This window comes from Mesorhizobium zhangyense (assembly GCF_011045115.1).
Classification (GTDB): Bacteria; Pseudomonadota; Alphaproteobacteria; order Rhizobiales; family Rhizobiaceae; genus Mesorhizobium_M; species Mesorhizobium_M zhangyense.
In genome coordinates, this window is record NZ_JAAKZG010000012.1 from 65,209 (window position 1) to 84,872 (window position 19,664).

At 60.8% G+C, this 19,664-nt stretch carries 17 protein-coding genes and 1 pseudogene; 15 read left to right on the top strand and 3 right to left on the bottom strand.

Features of this window, described 5'->3' with window-relative positions; translation table 11 throughout:
• Positions 1 to 62: 62 nt before the first annotated feature.
• The 3 genes from tssC to tssA all read right to left on the bottom strand — a co-directional run bounded on the left by tssC (position 63) and on the right by tssA (position 3,200).
• Positions 63 to 1,544, bottom strand: a complete 1,482-nt coding sequence (gene tssC / locus G6N74_RS22955) for a type VI secretion system contractile sheath large subunit (protein ID WP_091916062.1) — start codon at positions 1,542 to 1,544, stop codon at positions 63 to 65.
• A 25-nt stretch (positions 1,545 to 1,569) separates the two neighbouring features.
• Positions 1,570 to 2,085 carry a type VI secretion system contractile sheath small subunit gene (tssB, locus tag G6N74_RS22960; RefSeq protein ID WP_165120338.1) on the bottom strand — a complete coding sequence of 172 codons (516 nt, stop codon included), beginning with the start codon at positions 2,083 to 2,085 and terminating at the stop codon, positions 1,570 to 1,572.
• A gap of 107 nt (positions 2,086 to 2,192) precedes the next feature.
• Positions 2,193 to 3,200 (bottom strand): type VI secretion system protein TssA, encoded by a 1,008-nt coding sequence (gene tssA, locus G6N74_RS22965; protein ID WP_376767741.1) that lies wholly within the window; start codon positions 3,198 to 3,200, stop codon positions 2,193 to 2,195.
• Positions 3,201 to 3,488: 288 nt separating this feature from the next.
• Between tssA and tssH the strand changes: the two genes are divergently transcribed.
• The 15 genes and pseudogenes from tssH (at position 3,489) to G6N74_RS23035 (ending at position 19,657) form a co-directional block, all read left to right on the top strand.
• Positions 3,489 to 6,272: a type VI secretion system ATPase TssH gene (tssH, locus tag G6N74_RS22970; RefSeq protein WP_165120340.1), complete on the top strand. Its 2,784-nt coding sequence runs from the start codon at positions 3,489 to 3,491 to the stop codon at positions 6,270 to 6,272.
• Positions 6,273 to 6,315: 43 nt separating this feature from the next.
• A complete protein-coding gene (locus G6N74_RS22975; protein WP_091916068.1) occupies positions 6,316 to 6,792 on the top strand; it encodes an Hcp family type VI secretion system effector in 477 nt (158 codons plus the stop codon).
• 119 nt (positions 6,793 to 6,911) lie between these two features.
• The gene (locus G6N74_RS22980) at positions 6,912 to 7,421 is read left to right on the top strand and encodes a hypothetical protein (protein WP_165120341.1); all 510 of its coding nucleotides are present in this window, start codon (positions 6,912 to 6,914) and stop codon (positions 7,419 to 7,421) included.
• A gap of 80 nt (positions 7,422 to 7,501) precedes the next feature.
• On the top strand, positions 7,502 to 9,964 hold the full coding sequence (tssI, locus tag G6N74_RS22985) for a type VI secretion system tip protein TssI/VgrG (protein WP_165120342.1): 2,463 nt from the start codon (positions 7,502 to 7,504) through the stop codon (positions 9,962 to 9,964).
• 5 nt (positions 9,965 to 9,969) lie between these two features.
• Complete coding sequence (locus G6N74_RS22990) at positions 9,970 to 10,971, top strand: DUF4123 domain-containing protein (RefSeq protein ID WP_165120343.1); 1,002 nt, start codon at positions 9,970 to 9,972, stop codon at positions 10,969 to 10,971.
• Complete coding sequence (locus G6N74_RS22995; protein WP_165120344.1) at positions 10,971 to 11,636, top strand: hypothetical protein; 666 nt, start codon at positions 10,971 to 10,973, stop codon at positions 11,634 to 11,636. The genes G6N74_RS22990 and G6N74_RS22995 overlap by 1 nt, the downstream gene beginning before the upstream one ends.
• 15 nt (positions 11,637 to 11,651) lie before the next feature.
• A complete protein-coding gene (locus tag G6N74_RS23000; RefSeq protein ID WP_165120345.1) occupies positions 11,652 to 12,272 on the top strand; it encodes a hypothetical protein in 621 nt (206 codons plus the stop codon).
• A 6-nt stretch (positions 12,273 to 12,278) separates the two neighbouring features.
• Positions 12,279 to 12,821 carry a GNAT family N-acetyltransferase gene (locus G6N74_RS23005; protein ID WP_165120346.1) on the top strand — a complete coding sequence of 181 codons (543 nt, stop codon included), beginning with the start codon at positions 12,279 to 12,281 and terminating at the stop codon, positions 12,819 to 12,821.
• A 1-nt stretch (position 12,822) separates the two neighbouring features.
• Positions 12,823 to 13,122, top strand: coding sequence for a PAAR domain-containing contractile injection system baseplate protein (locus G6N74_RS23010; protein WP_165120347.1), 300 nt, complete (start codon positions 12,823 to 12,825; stop codon positions 13,120 to 13,122).
• 212 nt (positions 13,123 to 13,334) lie between these two features.
• Positions 13,335 to 13,439 (top strand): annotated as a pseudogene (locus G6N74_RS30900) (Rieske (2Fe-2S) protein); the annotation flags it as partial.
• A 115-nt stretch (positions 13,440 to 13,554) separates the two neighbouring features.
• The gene (locus tag G6N74_RS30905) at positions 13,555 to 13,746 is read left to right on the top strand and encodes a Rieske (2Fe-2S) protein (RefSeq protein ID WP_246245906.1); all 192 of its coding nucleotides are present in this window, start codon (positions 13,555 to 13,557) and stop codon (positions 13,744 to 13,746) included.
• A 107-nt stretch (positions 13,747 to 13,853) separates the two neighbouring features.
• Positions 13,854 to 14,165, top strand: coding sequence for an aldolase/citrate lyase family protein (locus G6N74_RS31250; protein WP_165120348.1), 312 nt, complete (start codon positions 13,854 to 13,856; stop codon positions 14,163 to 14,165).
• Between the two features lie 25 nt (positions 14,166 to 14,190).
• A complete protein-coding gene (locus tag G6N74_RS31255) occupies positions 14,191 to 14,568 on the top strand; it encodes an aldolase/citrate lyase family protein (protein WP_165120349.1) in 378 nt (125 codons plus the stop codon).
• A gap of 579 nt (positions 14,569 to 15,147) precedes the next feature.
• Positions 15,148 to 16,485: an efflux RND transporter periplasmic adaptor subunit gene (locus tag G6N74_RS23030; protein ID WP_246245893.1), complete on the top strand. Its 1,338-nt coding sequence runs from the start codon at positions 15,148 to 15,150 to the stop codon at positions 16,483 to 16,485.
• A 10-nt stretch (positions 16,486 to 16,495) separates the two neighbouring features.
• The gene (locus G6N74_RS23035) at positions 16,496 to 19,657 is read left to right on the top strand and encodes an efflux RND transporter permease subunit (RefSeq protein ID WP_165120350.1); all 3,162 of its coding nucleotides are present in this window, start codon (positions 16,496 to 16,498) and stop codon (positions 19,655 to 19,657) included.
• Positions 19,658 to 19,664: the final 7 nt, after the last annotated feature.

Here is a 19,664-nt window from a genome sequence, read left to right on the forward strand (position 1 = left end):
CATGGCGTGGCTACGGCGTTGTGAGAGGTCCCGCGCGGGCCTGCCGCGCGGGACCTCATGCCTCAGTTCTTGGCCGGAATGCGGGCGACCATGCGAAGCGAAGTCGTCAGCTCTTCCATCTGAAGCCACGGGCGCATCCATGCCACGGCGTTATAGGAGCCAGGCTTGCCGGGAATCTCCTGAACCGTAACCCTGGCGTCGCGCAGCGGGTATTTCGCCCGCGACTCTTCGCCGGCCTCGTCATTGGCGTTGACGTAGTTGGATATCCACCGGTTGAGCCAGGCTTCGCAGTCCGACGCTTCCATGAAGGAGCCAATCTTGTCGCGGCCCATGACCTTCAGGTAGTGGGCGAAGCGCGACGTCGCCATCATGTAGGGCAGGCGGGCCGACACGGCAGCGTTCGCTGTCGCCTCCGGCTTGTCGTAGAGCTTGGGCTTGTGCGTGGTCTGGGCACCGAAGAACACGGCGTAGTCGGTGTTCTTGTAGTGGCAGAGCGGCAGGAAGCCGAGCTTGCCGAGTTCAGCGTCGCGACGGTCGGTGATACCGACTTCGGTCGGGCACTTCAGATCGAGATCGCCGTCGTCGCTGGAGAAGATGTGCATCGGCAGGTTCTCGACCTTGCCGCCGTTCTCGGCGCCGCGGATTGCCGTGCACCAGCCGCTCTTGGCGAAGGCTTCGGTCAGGCGGGTGCCCATCACATAGGCGGCGTTCATCCAGCAATAGTCGTTGTGCGGCAGTTCGCCGGTCTTGGAACCGCCGGTCTCGTCAAAGCCGAATTCGTCGACCGGATTGGTCTTCGGGCCGTAGGGCATGCGCGCCAGCACACGCGGCAGGGCCAGCGTGACGAAACGCGAATCGTCGCTGTCGCGCAGCGACCGCCACTTGGCATATTCGACCGTCTCGAAGATCTTTTCGAGATCGCGCGGACGCGAAAGCTCGCGATAGTCCTCGAAGCCGAACATGCGCGGGCTGGCCGCCGAGATGAACGGGGCGAAGGCGGCAGCGGCGATCGAAGAAACGCCCTGAAGAAGCTGGACGTCTTCAAAAGAATTGTCGAACTCGTAGTCACCGATGATCGCGCCCATAGGCTCGCCGCCGGGGGTGCCGAATTCGTCTTCATAGATCGACTTGAACAGCCGGGACTGGTCAAACTCGACGGCTTTCGAAAGGTCCTTGGAAACCTCGCGCTTGGACGCGTTGATGACGCGGATCTTGAGGTTCACGCTCGTCTCGGTGTTCTTCACCAGATAGTTCAGACCACGCCAGGTGCCCTCGAGCTTGGTGAAGGCGGGCGACTGCATGATCGCCGCAAGCTGGCGCGAGATCGTCTTGTCGAGTTCGGCGATTGCGTTGTTCAGCGTGACCGTCAGGTTGCGGTCATAGACCACGGTGCCCTTCAGTGCCTGGTCGGTGAGCGTGCGCAGAAGGTCCTGCGCACGGTCCGGCTCGGTCTGGCGCGTTGCCGCGACGACCTTGGAAAGCAGGTTCTCGTCCTGTGCGAATTCTACGCCGGCTTCCGGCTTCAACTGTGTCTTGGCGTTCATAGCTTGATCCTTCCCGTCACAGCGTTCAGTTCGCGGAGCCGCCGTCAGCGCGGCCATCGAGTTCGCCGACCAGCTTCTTCAGGTCGGTCTGGTTCTGCAGGATTTCCTCAAGCATGCGCTCCAGGTCTTCCGAGCGGTCGGCCTTGCTCATGAGGTCGCGAAGCTGGTTGCGCGCGTCGAGCAGCGCCTTGAGTGCCGGCACCTGGTTGACCACCGCGCCCGGCTCGAAATCGTCCATGCTTTCGAATTTGAGCGAAACGGCGAGGTCTGTGCCGTCGTTCTGCAGCGTGTTCTCGACGGCAATGTTGAGGCCGGGCGTCATCCGGCGCATCACGTCGTCGAAATTGTCGCGATCGACCTGGACGAATTTGCGCTCGCCAAACGGCTTGAGCGGCTGCGTCGGATCGCCCGAGAAATCGCCGAGCACGCCGACAACGAACGGCAATTCCTTGATTACCATCGCGCCTTCGGTTTCGACTTCGTATTTGATGTGAACGCGGGGCTTACGGACCCTTTCCAATTTCTCGTGAACACTTGCCATCAGGACTCTCCTTCGTGCGCCTGGCGCCATTTCGCGGTCAATGTTTCAAAAAATGCTTGTCCGAATCGGCCTCCGCCTGGCCGTTTGGATCTGGTTCCGGAAACCGGTCAGGGTTCCCGCTTTTCAACCCTCGGCTGAATTCCTGCCGCCGTTAGAACGGCGTTTCGCGTTTGTGGTTCCGGAAGAAGTTCGGCCAGGAGTTCGGTGAAATCCATGCGGCCGCGCCGTACGAGTGTTTCGATCGCCAGTGAAATCGGGGAGTGCGGCTCGGTGCGGCGAAAGTAACGCGCGACCGAAAGCAATACTTCGAACGCTTCTTCACGCGAGGCGATGCTGCCGGCGTGAACCGGTTTGGGCGCGACCATAACCTGCCCCGCGCCATTGCCGTTTGCCGCCTGGAGACCGGGCTTTTCATCGACCGGTTCTTCGGCGGGTTCCTCTTCGATGCCCGCCAGATCGCGGATGGCAGCGGCCGCCTCCACGAGCACGTTGCGGGTGTTGGAACTCGGCGGCGCCTTGTCGCCGCAACGCTCGTCGAGGATCGAAACGAGATCGTCGAAAGCAGCGATGCAATCGTTGAGGATGTCGAGGTGGGCGGCCATTGCAGCAACGCCCGCATCGTTGGCCGCTTCGTGAAGACTATCGCGCCGGGCCGTCTCATTGGCACGCTGCGAAAGTTGATAATCCCACAATGTATGTTGTGCGAAATGTGAATTCGGCACCAAAGGAGCAAGACGAATTGCCTGGATCAAGGTGCCTTCACCGCTGACGCCATTTAATCCTGCAAGTGGTGCGAGCTTTTCTTCGACGTCATCGTCGCCGATGGAATACAACCTATCCCAGTAATTTTCCAAAAGTGACGCCATTGCAGAAAAGATGTCTCGAAGACCTTCGAAACCTCGAAGTCTAAGTTGAGCTTCTGCAAGCCAGGCAAGGACTTCTATGTCCTTACTTTTTGAAGAAAGTATCTGCAATCCAAGATTGTTTACATCGTGCCAAGAGGGCGTAAGTCGCATTGCTTCGCCAGGAGGAATACCTCGTTCTGCGCTGCGCGCAGAGTTGCGCGCATCCTTAATTCTATAGTATATTTCCTGATAATTTGGATTTATTCTAATGTCTTCTCCGCAAGGGCTATCTTGCCCAAGTGGAGATACAATTTCGCTGAGATTCAACAGCACAATAACTCCAAATTAGAAGACACTAATATTCTTTCTCTATTTTCTTTCGGTATAACGTCATTGTCAACCATGTAATTAATGTGACAAGTTGATGACATTAACCTGTAATGACTCGAAACAAAACGTTACTCTGTGACTTCTATCCAAGCGTTCACAAACGCCCTAGTTGCATTCACTCTCTGATGGCGACCACTCGCTTCAGCCGCAGAAATGTGAGTTTTCGGGATGTCCAATATCGATCTCAATCGACTGGTCAGAACGCTGGAGCCGAATCTGCGCGTCGGTCTCGAGGCGGCCGCGTCCGTCGCTGCGCGCCACGCTCACCCGACTGTGGAAGTAGCGCATTGGTTGTATGCATTATTAGACATTACAGCCGTCGCGCCGCGTTTCGAGCGCTTCGGTGTGAAGCCGGTTAATCTTCGAAAAGAACTTGAACTGGCGATCGAAGACTTGGCGCGTGAAGACGGCGCGCAACTGGCCTTGTCGCAGAATGTGCTTGCTCTGGCGCGCGAGGCTTGGCTGGTCGCATCGCTCCAATATGGCCGAAGCCGCGTCGAACTCGGCGATCTTCTTGTCGCACTTTCGACGGATCAGTCGCTCCGTATAGTGGCGCGCGCGATAGCGCCGTCGCTGCGTGAAATCGACCTCAAGGCCGTCGAATCCGAACTGAATGCCACGGTGCCCGGTGAGGCTGAAAAATCGGTGAGATCCGATTTGACGGCTGCGGGTGCCCCGTCAGGCGAGAACGAATTCCTGCGCCTCTACACGCAGGACATGACCGCCGATGCCCGTGCCGGACGCATCGATCCGGTGATCGGGCGGGACCGCGAATTGCGCCAGCTCGTCGACGTGCTGATGCGCCGCCGGCAGAACAATCCGATCCTTGTCGGCGAGGCCGGCGTCGGCAAGACGGCCATTGCCGAAGCGCTGGCTCTGGAGATCGCAGCCGGAAACGTTCCCGATATGCTGAAGCCGGTCCGCCTGCTTTCGCTCGATCTCAGCCTGCTTCAGGCCGGTGCGGGCGTAAAAGGCGAGTTCGAGCGCAGGTTGCACGGTGTCGTCGATGCGGTGAAGGCGTCGAGCACCCCGATTATCCTGTTCATCGACGAAGCCCATAATCTGATCGGCGCAGGCGGGCAGGCGGGGCAGGGCGATGCCGCCAACATCCTGAAGCCTTCTTTGGCGCGTGGCGAACTGCGCACCATCGCGGCCACGACATGGGGCGAATACAAGCGCTTCATCGAAAGGGATGCCGCGCTCACCCGACGCTTCCAGACGGTCAAGGTCGATGAGCCCGACGAGGAAACCGCGATCCACATGCTGCGTGGCGTCGCCGGCTCCTTCAAGGCGCATCACAAGGTCCGCATCCGCGACGAAGCCCTGGCCGCTGCAGTGCGCTTGTCGGCGCGCTACATTCCGGCGCGGCAATTGCCCGACAAGGCCATCAGCTTGATCGACACTGCTGCCGCCGCCGTGGCGCTCGGCCGCCAGACGGTTCCTGAATCGCTGAAGTCGCTGCACAACGAGCGCGGCCTGCTCGAGGCTGAAGCGGAATGGCTGGCAAGCGAGCCGGAGACTTCGGAAATCCGCGATCGCTGTCGTCAAATCGAAGCAAAACGGGAGCAGATTGCCGCCGAAATAGAAGCTCTCGAAAACAAATTCGAAGAGGAACTCCGTCTCGTACGTGAGGCCGATCGGCTGGAGGCGGTCTTTTCGCAGGACGACGCGATCGAGGATCAGGCCCCGGTGCTGGATGATGCTGGCGAAAGCAATGTGGCGCAGTTCCCCGCTCAGACGGCCTCGCCTGAGAGCGCGCGTGCCGCACTCGCGGCGACCGAACGGAACCTGTCGCGCGTGGCCGGCGAAACACCGCTCGTGCCTCGGGCAGTAGACCGCGATGTGATCGCCGCTCTGGTCGCGCGCTGGACCGGCATTCCGGTCGGCAAGCTGCTTTCCGACCAGGTCGAGACAGTCAAGTCGCTCGACGCACGGCTCAAGGAGCGCGTCATCGGGCAGGACGTCGCGATCGAGCGCGTCTCCTCGGCAATGCGGGCTGCTCGCGCCGGTCTGTCGGACCCCCGCCGCCCGCCTGCCGTGTTCCTTTTCGTCGGCATGTCCGGCACCGGCAAGACCGAGACTGCGCTTTCGCTGGCCGACCTGCTTTACGGCGGCAGCCAGCACCTGACGACGATCAACATGTCGGAGTTCAAGGAGGAGCATAAGATCTCGATGCTGCTCGGCTCGCCGCCCGGCTACGTCGGCTACGGCGAGGGCGGGGTGCTGACTGAGGCCGTGCGCCGGCGTCCTTATGGCGTGCTGCTGCTAGACGAGATCGACAAGGCCCACCAGGGCGTCCAGGAGATTTTCTACCAGGTTTTCGACAAGGGGATGCTGCGCGACGGCGAAGGCCGCGACATCGACTTCAAGAACACCACCATTGTGATGACCGCAAACACCGGTTCGGAATTGCTGGCAGCACTTGCTGCCGATCCCGACACCATGCCGGAAGGCGAGGCGCTGGAGAAACTGCTTCTTCCAGAATTGCAGAAGCACTTCAAGCCGGCATTCCTCGGTCGAACGACCATCCTGCCCTTCATGCCGCTCGGCAAGGAAGCGCTGTCGGGCATCGTCGATATCCAGATCGGTCGCATCGGCGATCGCGTCAAGGCGAGCTACGGGACGGAGGCGACGCTGTCGCCGGAGGCACGCGAGGCGCTCGTTTCGCGCGCCGAATCCAGCGAGATGGGCGCTCGCGCAATCGAGTCGATGATCGCCCGCGATCTTCTGCCCGTTCTTTCCACCTTCTTCCTCGATGCCGTGGCCGAAGGGCGCAAGATCGCGAGCATCCATATCGGTTTTGACGACCACCGCTTCAGCATCGATGCGAAGCCTGCGGTGGACGAAAATGAATTCGCTGCGCCCAAGGAGCGGCCGGCGGATAAAGCAGCCTCGAATGGCAAGAAAGTTCATTCGGATGCGGCAACAACCCGAAAGGCCAGAGCGCCTTGAACTGTACTTGGCAAATAAACTGACGAACAGGAGAGCTCAGAGCATGCCTATTTATCTTCAGATCGATGGTATTCAGGGCGATGCCACCCACGAACAGCACCGCAAGTGGATGGACATCGAAGCGATTCACTGGAACGTTTCGCGCAACATGAACACCTCGGCCGGTTCGGCCGCTAACCGTGAAGCTTCCGAGCCGACGGTTTCGGAAGTGATCCTGACCAAGGTCAGCGATTCCTCCTCGACCAAGCTCTTCCAGGAGGCCTGCTCGGGCCGCACCGGCAAGCGCGCGACGATCCATCTCGTCACCACCGGCAATCCGGGCGAGACCTATATCGAATACACGCTGACCAACACGCTGCTGGCCAGCTATTCGATCGACTCGAATGGCGACCGCCCGGTCGAGACGGTCAAGCTGAACTTCACCAAGCTGGAAGTGAAGTACACCCCATTCGACGAGAACCAGTCGCCGCAGTCGCCGATGATCGCATCCTACGATCTCGCCACGACCAAGGCTGCATAGTCTTGGCAACAATTTCCAAGGCATCGCTCCGGCGGTGTCTTGGAAGTTTTGCAACGGTTCACCTGGGGCTGGAGCGTCAACTGCGACCCGGTTGAGGCTTCTCATTCGCTGGAGTTGTCATGCCCAATTTTTCTGTCTCGTCGCCCAAGCTCCGCGTGCGGCCGTTGGCCGAGGCCGATCTTGCTCCCGTCAAGCGGATGGGACGCGGTCCCTCCCTCGAACATCTGACCTACGCCAGCGGACCTCGCGAATTTGGCGCGCGCAACGCGACCGCCGGTGCCGCAGCTGCTTTGTTTCGTCAGGGCTCCGAGGCTCTGAACGAGTATGCGCTGACCCATGCCTTGAAGGTCTGGCTGGAGAACAACGAAGCAAAGATCGTCTCCGAAATGAGCGCAAGCGGCAATCAGGCATTTGTCGTCCAGGTCAACTATTCGGTGACGCCTTCCTTCGAAACACGCGTTTTCATGGGACGTGGGATCTATCTGCTTGGCTATGCCCAGTCTCGCAGCGACGTCAGCAAGATCCTGACCCCTGAACGGCTTTATGGTCCGAGCGTCGATGCAACGCCTCCGAACAGGGCGACGAAGTATGTCTACGCCTATCTGGTCGGGGAGCGCACCGTTCACTAGCGCGGTGCGCCCAGTAACCGTCCCGCGAAGTCAACGGCCGATCCATCGGCAGGCAGAAGCGCAACAATGAGGCTCTTGCAATGAACGATCAGCCGTCTGGCGCCGATTTCATCCAGGCTAGCCGTGTGCTGAAGGTGTCCTCGCCACTCGGTGAGGATCAGCTTCTGCCTGAACGTGTTTCGATCGACGAGGGCGTGTCCTCGCTCTTCGAGATACGGCTTTCCGTGCGCGCCAAGCGCGAGGCCGTGAAGCCGGAAGAACTCATCGGGCGGCTGGTGGACGTCTCCGTCGAGATCCAGCAGGGCGAAGATGACGGCGGCGTGCGCCGTCCCTTCAACGGTCTGGTGACGGAGCTAAGCGAAGGCCCGCCGGTGACGCGCGGGCTGCGGTCCTACGCAATGGTCCTGCGGCCGCAGATGTGGCTTCTGTCACGGCGCTCCGACTGCCGCATCTGGATGGACAAGACGGCAGTCGACATCGTCGAAATGCTGTTTTCCGAACACGGCCTGCCGGCGCCGGATGTCTCGGGCGTGGTAACGCCGCCGCCGGCGCAGCATTATTCCGTCCAGTGGAATGAAACCGATCTCGATTACCTCACCAGGCGCTTCCAGGAAGACGGGCTGTTCTACTGGTTCAGCCATGAGGAAGGCAGTCACCGGCTGCATGTCGCCGACGCTGCGAGTTCATGGGGGCAGCCTTCACCCTCGGCACAGGGAGAAGGGCGTGTGCGGCTCGCGCAGGGTTCTTCGGATCGCAACCACATCACCGAATGGATGCGGCACTACGCCTATGTTCCGGGCCAGCGGGCCGGCGCGGACTGGAATTTCGAGACGCCGCGCATGGTGCCGGGCACGATGACGCCTTCGCTCGTCCAGATGCCGGATGCTGCCAAGCGCGAGCTCTACGAATTTCCCGCCAGGGCGCTTACCGTGGAAGCGGCGGAGCGCGCGCAAAAGCTAAGGACCCAGTCGATCGAGGCCGATCACGATCGCGTCCTGGGCAAGTCGACATCGCGGGTGCTGGAGGCAGGCCGGCGGTTTACGCCCTACGAGGTTGCGCATCCGGAACGCGCCTATGATGAGCATGTCATCGTCAAGATAAAGCATTCGGTCGTCGACCGCTCCTACGAGACGAATGCCAACGAACCGGAGTTCAGCAACGAGTTCGAAGCGCTTCCGGCGCGCGTGCCGCTGACGCCGCATCGCGAGACGAAACGCCCGCGCATCGAGGGTGCGCAGGTGGCGATCGTGGCCGGCCCGCCCGGCGAGGAAATCCATCCCGACCAGTATGGCCGCATCAAGCTCTGGTTCCCGTGGGATCGCCGCGCCAAGAAGGACGGTTCGGACACCTGCTGGGTGCGCGTCGGCCAGAACTGGGCCGGTGGAAACTGGGGCGGACAGATCATCCCGCGCATCGGCATGGAAGTGATGGTCGCTTTCGTTGATGGCGACCCGGACCGCCCGCTGGTGACGGGCGTGGTGCCCAATCCCAACAACAAGGTGCCCTACGACCTGCCCGCCAACAAGACGCGGATGGTGATGCGCTCCAACAGCCACAAGGCTGCCGGCTTCAACGAAATGACGTTCGAGGACGAGGCCGGGCGCGAGAACATGTTCTTCCACGCGCAGAAGGACCAGACGACGCGAGTGCTGAACAACCGCACGGCCCGCATTGACAGCCATGACGTACATTCCGTCGGAGGCAGCCGCTCCGTGGAAGTGGCGAGCAACCAGAAGCAGGAAATCGGCGGCTCCTATAATCTGACGGTTGGCGGCACTGGCCCTTTGGCGATGGCGGCGATGGCCGGGGTGGCAGGTCTGGCCTCGGGAACGGCGGGATTGCTGCAACAGGCCGGGGGCGTAGCGGGCGCCGGTGGCATGGCTTCATTCGGGGCGGCGATGGCCGGATCGACGCTCGGCTTCCTTTCCGGTTCGGGCCTTGGCGCGCGGGGCGGCGTGGTTTCCGGCCCCAGCCCGCGTGCGGACGCCGGAACGGCGCTGGCCGGCGCTGGCGGTGGGCTTGGCGGTAGCGTGGGTGGGCTGTTCTCCATGCCCGGCGTGATGAACACCATCGTGCAATCGTTCCAGTCAACCAGCGTCGGCGTGGCACAGGCCGAGCAGATTGGCTCGAGCAAGGTGACGAATGTCGGCGTCTCGCAGGTGACGAAGGTTGGCAACGCGCAGCACAATGAAATTGGAGTTGTGCAGACCACAAAGGTCGGCAAGAAGCAGGAAACCGAAGTTGGCGAGGAGCAGAAGTTCAAGGTTGGCAAGACAATCGATATCGAGGTTGGCAAGCTCTACAATCTGATCTCACAGGACAAGTATCACGGCGAGGCTCGGAAATGGGAGATCTTCGCCGAGGATGAAATCCGCCTCTCGACGCCGGGTGGTTATATCTCGCTGACGAAAACCGGCATCAAGCTCTACGCCCTCAAGATCGATATTGAAGGCAACAGCATCAACTTCAAACAAGGTGGACCGGGGCAGGGGCCTTCCTGTCTGCGGGCCATGGCCGGCGGCTCCACGCCGTTTGTAGGGTAGTCGCCATGGCTGATCTGCTCAAGCTGCGAGAGGTTCTCCGGCGCGTGCAAAATCCGCTGTTCGCCGTGGTTGACGGCGCACAGTTTCCTGACTTGCCTTCGGCGTTGTTTGATGAGGATTTATACCATCGTTCGCTTTATCGCGACGCGGCGAACGCTGGGCAGGATCAAGAACGCGCCGCCCCGCAACTGGTCTGGCTGGATCGGGAACGGGGCGCCGCCTCTGACAAACCGGACGGCCCTGCGGATCAGGCCGTGTTGGAACGGCTGATCGATTTGGTCAATGGCAAGCACGCCTGCGTGTTCTGGGAGTGCGACGGTGGCGGAGAACGGCTTTACCGCCATTTGCGCACGATCAACATGGCGCTCTTTCCAACGGAAGCTGACGTCGATCCGGGCAAGAGCTATGAGGCGGACCCGCGCCCGCCAGCGGAACGGCCGGCGCCGAAGCCGAGCCAGCTACGACGGGTGATCCTGCGCCATGCCGACGCCAATGTGATGGCGCAGCTCATTCCCTCGCTCAACCAGGCGCAATATCTGCGCCTGCTGGGACCGGCCAACGCCATCATCTTCCAGCCGGATGAGGAATGGGGCGCCAACGTCACGCGCGCCAGCCGCAAGGACAATTCGCCGCCGCCGCCCAGAGGCCTGCTCACCGTCGATATGAGCAATATCGAGGAAATCGAAAACCGGCGGCGGGAGGCCGTCATCCGCAAGCGCATGATCTATCTGCGCAAGGTCGCGCCGGACTACACGGTCGCGATGAGCGATGACGAGTTGTGCGACCTCGTGCGGCGGCAGGAGGCCGAGGCGAACGAGCTGGGACTCAAGCGCGAATACTCTCACAAATTATGGGCGTTCATGATGGTTATCGGTGGTGAAAAAGCCGGGCAAGCGCCGGAGGTGCGGGCCTTCATCAAATCCGGGCCGGGTAGCCCCGACCAGAATTTCGACGTGCTCTTCAACAAGACGAAGAGCGTCGTCCGCATTCACAGGAATGCTGCCTGATGCCTCCCTTGTTGGCAGTTGGCGGTGGGCTTGCACTTGCAGGCGGCGGCACGGCCGCGGCGGCAGGCGGGGCCACCATATCGGCCGGCACCGCGGCGTGGATTCTTGGCGGCGCGACTGTTGCCACGGGGGCATATATCTACAGGGACGAAATCGCCGACGGGGTCAGCAACGCCATGTCGGGCGCCCAGACCGAGGCGACGACGCAGGACCAGGCGGTACCGGCGACCCGGACCGTCACCTGCGCCCGCTGTGCTCAAAATCCCTGCGCCTATCTGGCCTGCGGGATTCCCGGCAGCACCTATCGCGGCGGAGCCCATGGCTGCATGACCGGCACGACCGAGACGGTGGGCGATGGGCTGGACAGCCATCATATGCCGGCGAATTCACAATCGCCCTTGCCCACGCCCGTCGGGCCGGCGATACAGATGGATCCGGTCGACCATCGCCTTACGGCTTCCTATGGCGGCGGCGTACATGGGCCGAGATATGCGGTGCAAAGGGGTCTCCTTGCGCGCGGCCAGACCTACGCGGCGTTCATGCTTGATGCCGCCGACGCCCGCGCCGTAGCGACAGCGCAAGGCAACCCGACGAAATATGACGGGGCAATCGCCCAGGCTACCGCCTATGCGAGCTGTCTCAAAAGATTTGGTATCATACAGTAAGAGACAGGGATCACGATGGCAGCAGAAGATGACTGGACGGCTTTTCCCGGCAAGGGGCTGGGAAAACTCGAATTCGGCATGTCTCCGGCGCAGGTGGACGCGTTGTCCGATACCTATGGTGCTGTGACAGGGCGCAGAAATGACGCCATTCCCGACGACATTTTGCGCGACACGCTGGAGAAGTTCGGCGACGCGATGAGCGAAGAGGAAAAACAGGCCCTTATCGCAGCCTATGCACAAAGCGCTCCGTCTGCTGACAGTGTGACTGAAGCGCGCGGCAATCCGGGTCTCGTCCTGCACTACGAGGCCGACCGGCTCGTCGAGATCATGCCGGCCATAAAGCAGCGCCCGCTTTTCCTCGACGGCAAGGACGTGTTTTCGCTGAGCGCGTTGGAGGCGCTGGCACTGCTGGAGCGGCTGAATGGCGGCCCCGGCCGCTACGCCAGCACGGGAGCGGCATTCGACAAGCTCGCTATTTCGACGGATGGGTTCTGCGTGACCGACGCGGCTGCCGGCGTGCGTACGCTGGACGAGGCCGACGAGCAATTCCAGGGACGCACCGTGACCTTGCGCCAAAAACCCTATCTGCCCGAAGGCGAGATGGACAAGTTCATCAACCATTCGGTTCTGGGGTGATCCGATATGGCTGAGCAAGCACCAAGGCACGAGTCGCCAGACCGGATCGAGACCGCGCGGCTCATACTGCGACGCCCGGTGCTTGGCGATGCCGATGGGCTTTACGCCATGCTTTCAGACCCGCAGCTATTCCACTACAGCCCCGTGCCGCTAGCCGCCAGCCTGATGGAGGTGAAGCTCATCATCGTCGACTGGGAGGAGCACTGGGACAAGGGTCTGCGCACCTATGTCGTTGCGCGCAAGGAAGCGGTGGGCGAGCCCATCGGTTTTGTGAACATAGGGCCGGACGAAGAGCTTGGAGGTGCGCTGATGCACAGCGCCTCGGGCGCGGGGCTGTCGGAGGAGATCATGCGCGCGCTGATTCCAGCACTCGGGCTGACGCAGGCGTGGACGCTGATCGACGCGCAGGTCGCGCCATTGATCCGCTTGCTTGAAAAGGTCGATTTCCATGTCGAGAAAGTGCTGCCGCGCCACCGCGTGCATCCGCAGGTTTCAACTGAAAGACGTGATTGCGTGCTGATGCGCCAGAATAGCGTGGAGGTAACGTGATATGGGAAAGCCGGTAGCCCTGCAAGGCGCGATGCATGTCTGCCCGATGTGTGATCCGGGACCGAAGCCGCATGTCGGCGGTCCCGTCCAGTCGACCAGCCAGAACTTCGTCAAGGTGAATGGTGTCCCCATCGCGACTGTCGGCGATAAGTGCCTATGCACCGGCGTGCCGACCACCGCCGCCATCACCGGTGGGTCGTCCGTGGCGAAGATCAATGGCAGGAAGGTCGCGCGGTTCGGCGATGCGTGCGAGCATGGCGGTCGACTGATACAGGGCGAGAACTGGCTTAGATTCGAATAATTGCAGCGAATTGGATTCTCGCCGGCGCCCAAGGCATCAATGCGGCGCATCCCTTGCTTGGTTGTCAGACACCAGCGACGCTTGCCGGAATTGGACGACATAACAGCTATCCTAAATGACAAAGCATCACGGAGCCAGAGGGAGTGGCCACGTATCGCGGCATTAGCGGACTCATCAGAGAAGAGGGAGCGCTCGCGCGCGGCCTCTGACCCATGGCCAAACATGTCGTTGCCGCGATCGGGGAAATTCCATCTGGCGGCAAAAAGCTGGTTTCGGTCGGCGGCCGGGAAGTTGGGATATTCAACATCGACAATCAATTCTACGGACTGATCAATCGTTGCCTCCATCAAGGAGCACCGCTGTGCGAGGGCACCGTCTTCGAAGACGAGCTCGAGCCAGCCCGGCGAGTACAAACTCGTCTCCGGCGAGAAGATGATCCGCTGCCCGTGGCATTGCTGGGAGTTCGACATCAAGACAGGTCAGTCTTGGTGCGACCCCAACAGCGTGCGCGCAAAGGCATACAAGGTAGACGTGGAAAATGGCGCGGAGCTCGCCAAGGGTCCCTTTGTGGCGGAGACCTGCAAGGTCGTCGTTGAGGATGACTATGTCGTGCTTGAGCTTTAATTCGCCTTCCTTCCGAAACGACGCTGACTGGACAAACCGATGGCAATCGCAGCAGAAAACTGAAGACCTTTCTTCTAAATGGCGGTCAAGCCACCAATGGCTGGTGCATGATTCCGGCGGCCTCATCCGCCGAAATCATGTGCGCCCAGGGCTTCGACACGGTTACAGTCGATCTGCAGCACGGGCTGATCGATTATCAGGTCGCCCTGCAGATGCTGCAGGCGACGGTTAGTTCCGGTGTCGCTCCGCTTTGCCGCATCCCGACAAACGAACCCGGCATCGTGGGAAAACTTTTGGATGCCGGATCGGTGGGCATCATCTGTCCTATGGTCAACACGCGGGAAGACGCGCTTCGCCTGGCGAGAGCATGTTTTTATCCGCCCCGGGCCGACCAGGGCAAGGCGGGTATATGGCGATAGCTACCGGCGCGAATCGGACAGCGTCGTGACAGCGCTGGCGATGATAGAGACGAGAGAAGCTCTGTCGAACATCGACGAAATTCTGTCGGTGGACGGCATAGACGGCGTGTATATCGGTCCCGCGGATCTTTCCTTGTCTCTTGGCTATGAGCCAAGCCTCACATCCGGTAACCGGGAAGTAGTGGACGGCATCGCGATGGTGCATCGCAAGGTGCAGGAGGCAGGAAAGATCTCCGGAATCCATTGTGGTCTTGGAGGTTCCGTTCAGGGAGCGGTTCAAGGAGGGCTTCAATTTTGTCGCCTGTGGCACCGATTTCGGGCTTATGGAGGCAGGGATTGCAGCCGAGCTAGCCTCGGATTTGGGAATAAGTGCTCCAGCGTCGTCGGGGCAGTATTGAATTGATCCTGCCACGACGCGGTCAAGTTCAGTGAGATTATCGAGCGCGGAGCCGTTCGATCTGGCCTATTCGACACAGCGCTTCGTCATAGGTACCGCCGGGCGGTTCTGTAGCAAAACTGAATGGCAACTTGTTTCCAGCACCGGGCGCAAAGCGCCTTGCACCTCATATCAGACGGCGACGAACGACTCGGACCGGCGTCATCGCCACAGCCGTACCGTCCTCAGCCTGCTCAGAACTTCGATGTTTTCATAGAACGCGTCCTGATGAGCGGCATATTAAATCTTGGTAATCCGCGGGTTTCGCCTCGCTTGGACCGGTTTTCTCCCCTACATCTCGGCTGTCAGGACGCGTACCGCCTTGTTGGGCATGCAGTCCTTCGTCAAATTGTCGGGTCGTGATGCAACGTTTTGCGCCTCGTCGGGACATAAAGCGATGTTACAGGTCGAGGCCGGTTACAAGAATGCGGTTTCATGCAGCGTCGGAAATCCGCATTTCGTGTCCTTAAGTCCCGGAGCAAAGCGTCATTGCTTTGGGCGGCGTCCAATCCATAAAATATCGTCAGGTTTCTGAAGGTCGAAGTTATGAAGGCTTCCCGCTTCGTTGTCCTTGCCATTGCGGCGCTCGGCATTGCCGGCGTCTTGTTCTTCTTTCCGAACTTGACGAGCACCGGCCAGCGCTATGTAGCAGAACTCATCGCGGGCAAGCCGGCTGCCGACGCCGCAAAAATGCCGGACGCAGCAACGTCGAATGCCAATACAGCCGCCGCGCAATCTGCGGTTTCGTCCGGCAAGGGCAGATCAGGCGGGGGCGGGCCGATTGCCGTGATCGTCGCTACGGCGCAGAAGCAATCCTTTCCCGTCGTCACCCGGAGCTTTGCCACCGTTCAATCACCGGCTGTCGTCACGGTCGGGGCACGGATAAGCAGTCAGGTCACCGAAATTCACGTAAAAGACGGGCAGATGGTCAAGGCCGGCGATCTGCTGATTTCGCTGGATGACCGGGCGCTGCGCGCGCAATTGGCGCGCGACAAGGCCATTCTGGCCAAGGACAGTGCGCTTCTGGTCAGCACGACAGCCGACATGAACCGCGCCAAGGATCTCGCCACCAAGCAGGCCGGCACGCAGCAGGCCTATGACGACGCGCTCGCCGCGCAGCAATCGGCACAGGCGACGGTGGATAGCGATCAGGCAACCGTCGAAGCCGACCAGATACAGCTCGATTTCACCAGCATTACCGCCCCGATCGATGGGCGGCTGGGTGCGGTGCAGGTTTCGGTCGGCGATCTTGTGGGTGGCTCCAGCACGTCGTCGAGCACGACTTCCGGCCTCGTCACGATCACGCAGGTCGATCCGATCCAGGTCAGTTTTCATCTTCCCGAGAGTAATTTGCAGGTCTTCAAGCCACTGCTGGATGCCGGCAAGGCGCCCGAGGTCAGGGTTCTCAAGAGCGGCAGCGCCGATCTGATTGCCTCGGGAAGGATGGATTTCATCGATTCAGCGGTCGATACGGCTTCCGGCACGATCACCATGCGCGCGACCGTTGAGAACAGCAGTTTCGTGCTCTGGCCGGGGCAATTCGTCGATGTCGAGATCGATCAGGACGACCTGAACGATGCGACCGTCATTCCGACAGTCGCGCTCCAGCCCGGCCAGAACGGCCAGTTCGTCTATGTCGTCGGGTCGAACAACACTGTTGAGGTTCGTCCCGTCAAAGTGGCGTTGAGTGACGGTGATACCTCCGCGATCGCCTCGGGCCTGGAGCCGGGGGACAAGATCGTCACCGAGGGGCAGTTGCGGCTGAAGCCGGGTGCCGCGGTCAAGCCGACGACGGCCACTGCAGAGGCCGATGACAGCTCGGCAGTCCAGCCTGCAGCTTACGAGAAGTCGCAAACCACGGCGCAGGACAGCGTACAACAGTAGGGCGACGGCGATGACGATCTCCGAATTCTGCATACGCCGGCCCGTCGCAACGCTGCTGATGTCGCTGTCGCTGGTGCTGGCCGGCCTCTTTGCCTACACGGCGCTGCCGGTTGCGGCGCTGCCGCGGGCCGATTTTCCGGTCATCAACGTGTCGGCTTCGCTGCCGGGCGCTTCGCCCGATACGATGGCGACATCGGTCGCGACGCCGCTGATCAAGCAGTTTGCCACCATTGCCGGCATCGACAGCATCTCGACGACCAATTCGCTCGGCACGACGTCGATTGCCATTCAGTTCGATCTCGATCGCGACATCGATGCTGCCGCTGCCGACGTGCAGGCGGCCATCACCCGCACGCAGCGCGCTCTGCCGGACGAGATGCCGTCGCCGCCGAGTTACCGCAAGGTCAATCCGGCCGATGCGCCGATCCTGCTTCTCGCTTTGAAAAGCGATGTCGTGCCGCTTACCGACCTCGATGCCTTTGCCCAGCAGGTCATTTCGCCGTCGCTTTCCACGCTCAACGGCGTGGCGCAGGTCTCGATTTTCGGCAGCCAGGAATATGCTGTTCGCATTCAGATCGATGCCAATGCGCTGGCTGCACGCGGCATTTCCGTCTCCCAGCTCCAGACGGCAATCGCTGCGGCCAACAGCAATGCCCCGCTTGGCACCCTGCAAGGCAGCCAGCAGCAATTGACGATTGTCGCGAACACCCAGCTCGACAACGCGGCCGCCTTCTCCAACCTCATCATCGCAAGCAACAACGGCAAGGCGGTTCGTCTCGGCGACGTGACACGGGTTATCGACTCGGTGGTGAACACGCAGACGGCGAGCTGGTATGACAGCTCGCGCGCCATCATCCTCGCCGTGCAGCGCCAGCCCGATGCCAATACGGTCGCGGTGGTCGACCGCGTGAAGGAGATGCTGCCGACATTCCAGAGCGAGTTGCCGGCGGCTGCCACGCTGGAAACGCTCAACGATCGTGCGGCCTCCATCCTTGCGTCGGTAAGCGATGTGCAGTTCACCCTGGCGCTCACAATCGCGCTGGTCGTTATGGTGATCTTCGTGTTCGTGCGGCGCGTGTGGGCAACGCTCATCCCGGCGCTGGCAGTTCCCATTTCGTTGATCGCTACCCTTGGCGTTATGTATCTGTTCGGCTTTTCCATCGACAACATCTCTCTCATGGCGCTGACACTTTCCGTCGGCCTCGTCGTCGACGATGCGATCGTCATGCTCGAAAACATCGTTCGTCACATGGAGGAGAACGGCGACACCGCGTTCGAGGCAGCACTGAAGGGCTCGCGCGAGATCGGTTTCACCATCATCGCGATATCGATCTCGCTGGTTGCCGTGTTCATCCCTGTGCTGCTGATGGGCGGCGTGATCGGCAAGATCTTCAACGAGTTCGCCGTGGTGGTGGTCGTTGCCATTCTTGCCTCGACATTCGTTTCTCTGACACTGACGCCGATGCTTGCATCGCGTCTACCGACGACATCCCTTTCGGAGGGAGGCGACCAGCACGGAATTGGGGCCTGGCTCGAGCGTGGGTTCGATGCGGTCGTTCGCGGTTATGACCGATTGCTGAAGGTGTGTTTCCGCTTTCATCTTGTTGTCTTCCTGGTCTTTCTCGGCACGATCGGCCTGACCTTCTATGAGCTGAACACAATTCCCAAGGGCTTCTTTCCGACAGAGGATATCGGCCAGCTTCAGGTTACGACGCAGGCGCGTCAGGACATTTCCTTCGACGCGATGAGCGCGCTTCAGGCGAAGGTCGCCGACGTCTTCGCCAAATCGCCCTATGTCACGCATGTCGGCAGCTCGGTGGGTGGCGGTGGGGCCGGCGGCGGCTCGAATGCCATGAATTCAGGCCGGCTCTTCATAGAGCTGAAGCCCAAATCCGAGCGGCCGCCGCTGCAGACCGTACTTTCGGACCTACGCCATCAGCTTGGCGAGATTCCCGGCATCAACACCTTCATGAATCCGGTGCAGAATCTGTCGGTCGGCGCGCGCTCTTCGGCCAGTCAATACCAGCTTGTCGTCCAGAGCCTGGACGAGACCCAGATGAACCAGTGGGCACAGAAGCTGAACGATGCGATGAGCACCGACAGGCGTTTCTTTACCGATGTCAGTTCGGACCTTCAGAACAATGCCTTGCAGGCAAGGCTGGTCATCGACCGCGACAAGGCTGCCACACTGGGCATCACGGCGGATGTCTTGCGCTCCACGCTCTATAGCGGTTTCGGCGCCGAGCAGGTTTCGACGATCTATACGTCGAGCGACAGCTACGAGGTCATCCTGGAACTCGACCCAAAGATAGATTGGACGCCGGAGCGGCTGTCGCGGCTGCAGGTTTCGACGAGTTCGGGAACGCTTGTGCCGCTCGGCTCCTTCTCGCATATCGACAGAGTTGCCGGTGCCTTGACCGTCAACCAGCTTGGGCAATTGCCGGCGGTCACCATCTCCTACAATCTGCCGAACGGCGTGGCGCTGGGCGACAGCATCGACGAAATCAATCGGCTCAAGACGCAGATCGACATGCCGCAATCGGTGACGACCAGTTTCTACGGAACGGCCAAGACTTTTCAGGATGCGGCGGCCAACCAGGGGCTGCTCATTTTGGGCGCTATCCTGACGATCTATATCGTGCTCGGCATTCTGTATGAGAGCTTCATCCACCCGATTACCATTCTTTCGGGCCTGCCGGCGGCAGCGGCGGGCGCGCTTCTTGCGATAGGCTGGTTCGGCTTCGACCTGTCGGTCATCGCCGTCATCGGGTTGCTGATGCTGATCGGTATCGTCAAGAAGAACGCGATCATGATGATCGATGTGGCGCTGACGCTTCGGCGCGAAGGGGCCTCGGCACAAGACGCTATTCACAAGGCCTGCCTGATGCGGTTTCGGCCGATCATGATGACGACGCTGGCCGCGATGATGAGCACGTTGCCGATCGCGCTTGGTGCTGGCGCGAGCGCCGAATTGCGCCAGCCGCTGGGCGTCGCGGTTGTCGGTGGCCTCGTGGTCTCCCAGACGCTGACGCTGTTCGTCACGCCCGTTCTGTATCTCTACATGGAACAGCTGTCGGGTTGGCTCGCTCGTATCACCGGGCGTGGTGAAAAGAGCGACGAGGCCAAAACGCTGCCTGTCGAGATAGCAGGTTCCAAGCAGGCTGCCGAGTAGCGGCTGA